A 3,514-nucleotide genomic window follows, 5' to 3' on the forward strand; every position below is an offset into this window, starting at 1 on the left:
GCAGAAGAAGAGACAAAAGCTCTGCTGTCAAGCGGGTGAGGAAACCCCACCCGCCTACGCGGTGGGGTAGTTCATTCCATTCTCTCTGTTGCCGCCGAGGACGTTTTAGGGCTGATGCTGGGTAGGGGTTCACCAGACGAGGGATCCGAGTTCAGCCGCCCGCCTCGGCGGGTTTTGATCTGCCCGGATAGCTTCAAAGGATCCCTGACGGCCAAGGAGGCGGCAGAGAGCATCGCCCGCGGGATCCAACAGGGGTTGCCCCAGGCGGAGATAGAGCTGCTCCCTCTAGCCGATGGGGGTGAGGGCACGCTGGAGACCTTGTTGTCGGCACTGGGGGGAGAAAAACGGCGGTTGTGGGTCAGCGGCCCGCTGGGGGATCCCGTCTGGGCCGAGTATGGCGTGGTAGGCGAGCGGGCGCTGCTGGAAGTAGCCCAGGTGGCCGGCCTGACCTTGGTGCCCCCGCAGCGGCGGGATCCCACCCGCACCACCACCTATGGCCTAGGGGAGCTCTTGCGGGCCGTCTGCCGGGATCCCATTGCTGAGATTTGGATAGGGCTGGGCGGATCCGCCACCGTGGATGCGGGAGCGGGAATGGCGCAGGCCCTGGGCTATCGCCTCCTGGATGAGGCCGGGGATCCCATTGGCTGGGGGGGAGGGGAGCTGGCCCGGCTGGCGCGCATCGAGCCGCCCAAGCAGCCTGTCTGGCTGGGCAAGTGCATCCGCGGCCTCTGCGATGTGCAGAACCCCCTCACCGGCCCGTTGGGGGCGGCTGCCGTTTTTGCGCCCCAGAAGGGCGCCACTCCCCAGCAAGTAAGGCAGTTGGAGCAGGCCCTGCAGCACTGGGCCAGAGTAGTGGAGCGCGACCTGGGCCGGACGGTGGAGGGGATCCCAGGGGCCGGCGCTGCCGGTGGGCTGGGGGCAGGGCTGGTGGCCTTTTTGGGAGCCACCCTGGAGTCCGGGATCCAGCTCTTGGCCCAGCACTTGGCCCTGCCGGAGCGCATGCGTCGCTGCGACCTGGTGGTGACCGGCGAGGGCCGCCTCGATGAACAGAGCACCATGGGAAAGGTGGTGGGGGCAGTGCTGGAGCAGGCGAGCGCGGCGCAGAAGCCCTTGCTCATCCTCTGCGGCCAGGCCACCCCGGCAGCTCGGGCTAACTTGACTGCCCGATCCCTTCTCATCAGGGTTGGCGCCCTCTGTGACCGGATCCCGGATGTGACCGAAGCGCAGCGCCAGGCCAGCCACCATTTGGAGCAGATGGCCGCTTGCGAGTTGAAAAAGTTTCTAGCCGGGGATCCAGCCGTTATATAGTCATTGCAAAGGGTTATGGAGCAGCCTGTCCGTTGCTCTCCAGCTCCCCTCTCCCTGAGGGAGAGGGGCCGGGGGTGAGGGGAGCTCCCTCTGGGACAGGGAGTGGTGTGGTCGCGTGAGCGGTGCGGAGCGCTGGGGCCGCTAGCGACAAAGTATCTCAATCGTGTTTGGAACAACTATAATGGCCTGAATGGGTTATTTTTTTAAAAATCATGGCCACTATTGAGTTTTCTCCCGGCATTCCAGAAGTGCCAACGCAGGTGCGGCTGCTGAAATCCAAAAATGGCAAGCGGGGATCCGCCATTTTTCGCTTTGAGGAGCTGAAGTCCGACACGCAAAGCATCCTGGGCATGCGGATGATCGACGAGGAAGGGGAGCTGACCACCCGCAACATCAAAGCCAAGTTCTTAAACGGGGAATTCAAGGCCCTGGAAGTGATCTACGACATGGAAACAGAAGCAGAATGGGAGCGCTTCCTGCGCTTTATGGAGCGCTTCTCGGCAGCCAACCAGATGGGCATGGCCTAGGGGGCTCAGCTTTTGGATTTTTTGCTCCCCTTGGCGGACTTGCTCTTGGCTTTGGGCTGTTTGGGAGCGGTTCCCTGGGCCTGCTCAACGGGGGGCTGTCCCAGGAGAGGTCGCTGCTTGTGCCAGTCAGTGCTCTGCTCGTAAGCATAGGCCACCCGCAGCACCTTACTCTCCTGCAAGACGTTGCCGATGATCTGCAGGCCGATGGGCAGACCGTTGGCAAAGCCACAGGGCAGGCTCAGCCCCGGCAAGCCCGCCAGGTTGACCGGGATCGTCATCAGGTCGCACAGGTACATGCTCAAGGGATCCTCCCGCTCGCCGCTTTTGAAAGCCGGCGTGGGGGTGGTGGGGCTGACCAACACATCCACCTTCTCGAAGGCCCGCAGGAAATCTTGCTTGATCAAGGTGCGCACCTTCTGGGCCTTGAGGTAGTAGGCATCGTAGTAGCCGGCAGAGAGGGCATAAGTGCCGATCATAATGCGCCGCTTCACCTCCGGCCCAAAGCCGCGGGCGCGGGTCTTGCCATACATAGCCAAGAGCGAGTCGGCAGGTTCCCGCAGGCCGTACTTGACGCCGTCGTAGCGGGCCAGGTTGGAAGAAGCTTCCGAAGGAGCAATGATGTAGTAGGTAGCTAGACCGTAGCGAAAGCTGGGGCAGTCGATCTCCAGGATCTCTGCCCCCAGCTCCTGCAGGTGTTGGATGGCCGCTTGCACAGCCGCGCGGGTCTCTTCCCCACACCCTTCCCCCAGCAGGTCGCGGATGACGCCAATCTTGAAGCCTTTGATATCGGGGATCAAAGCCTGGCTATAGTCCGGGATCTCCACCCTAAGGCTGGTGGAGTCCATGGGGTCGTGGCCGGCAATCCCCTGCAGCAGCAGGGCCACATCCTCCACCGTGCGCCCAAACGGCCCCACCTGATCCAGAGAAGAGGCAAAGGCCACCAGCCCATAGCGGGAGACCAGCCCATAGGTGGGCTTGAGGCCAACCACGCCACAGAAGGCCGCCGGCTGGCGGATCGATCCCCCCGTATCCGATCCCAAGGCCACCACCGCCTGGTCTGCCGCCACCGCCGCCGCCGACCCGCCTGAGGATCCCCCTGGCACCCGCGTCAGATCCCAGGGGTTGGCAGTGCGCTGAAAGGCGGAGTTTTCCGTGGAGCTGCCCATGGCAAACTCGTCCAGGTTGGTCTTGCCCACCATCACCATGCCGGCTGCCGCCAGCCGCGCCGTCACCGTTGACTCGTAGGGCGGCACAAACCCCTCCAGAATCCGAGAAGCACAGGTGGTGCGGATCCCTTGGGTGCAAAGGTTATCTTTCACAGCCAACGGGATCCCGGCCAGCGGACCAATCGCCTCCCCGGCGCGAATGCGGGCATCCACCGCCCTAGCCTGTTGCAGCGCCAGCTCCTCCGTAACAGTAATAAAGCTCTTGAGCTGCGGCTCCAGTTGGTGCAGGCGCTCCAGGTATTCGCGCGCGATCTCCTCGGCCGAGCGCTCTTTGCTCACCAACTGGCGGTGCAGGGCACGGATAACAGACATATGGCAAACTCGCTAAGGAAGGGAAAGGCCGATCGAGCAACGTCAAAGTTCTCTCTAGAGTAATCCAGCACGGATCCCTACTAACTCCCCTCTCCCTGAGGGAGAGGGGAGTTAGAGCAGCGCGTTCGCGACAGCGTTGCG

General features: G+C 63.1%; 3 protein-coding genes. 2 read left to right on the top strand and 1 reads right to left on the bottom strand.

Features of this window, described 5'->3' with window-relative positions; genetic code table 11:
* Nucleotides 1–114: 114 nt before the first annotated feature.
* Together NW845_RS12610 and psb28 are read left to right on the top strand one after the other, a co-directional pair.
* Nucleotides 115–1,308: a glycerate kinase gene (locus NW845_RS12610; RefSeq protein WP_414371002.1), complete on the top strand. Its 1,194-nt coding sequence runs from the start codon at nt 115–117 to the stop codon at nt 1,306–1,308.
* A 212-nt stretch (nt 1,309–1,520) separates the two neighbouring features.
* A complete protein-coding gene (psb28, locus tag NW845_RS12615) occupies nt 1,521–1,835 on the top strand; it encodes a photosystem II reaction center protein Psb28 (RefSeq protein WP_414366731.1) in 315 nt (104 codons plus the stop codon).
* Between the two features lie 5 nt (nt 1,836–1,840).
* On the opposite strand, the gene gatA is transcribed toward psb28, so the two are convergent.
* Complete coding sequence (gene gatA / locus NW845_RS12620) at nt 1,841–3,373, bottom strand: Asp-tRNA(Asn)/Glu-tRNA(Gln) amidotransferase subunit GatA (protein ID WP_414378778.1); 1,533 nt, start codon at nt 3,371–3,373, stop codon at nt 1,841–1,843.
* Nucleotides 3,374–3,514 lie beyond the last annotated feature (141 nt).

Origin of the sequence: Synechococcus sp. H60.2 (assembly GCF_047462315.1) — a bacterium.
GTDB lineage: Bacteria > Cyanobacteriota > Cyanobacteriia > Thermostichales > Thermostichaceae > Thermostichus.

Bases quoted from the DNA above. Each gene is read 5' to 3' on its own strand.
- NW845_RS12610 (WP_414371002.1), top strand. From the start codon at position 115: ATGCTGGGTAGGGGTTCACCAGACGAGGGATCCGAGTTCAGCCGCCCG.
- psb28 (WP_414366731.1), top strand. From the start codon at position 1,521: ATGGCCACTATTGAGTTTTCTCCCGGCATTCCAGAAGTGCCAACGCAG.
- gatA (WP_414378778.1), bottom strand. From the start codon at position 3,373: ATGTCTGTTATCCGTGCCCTGCACCGCCAGTTGGTGAGCAAAGAGCGC.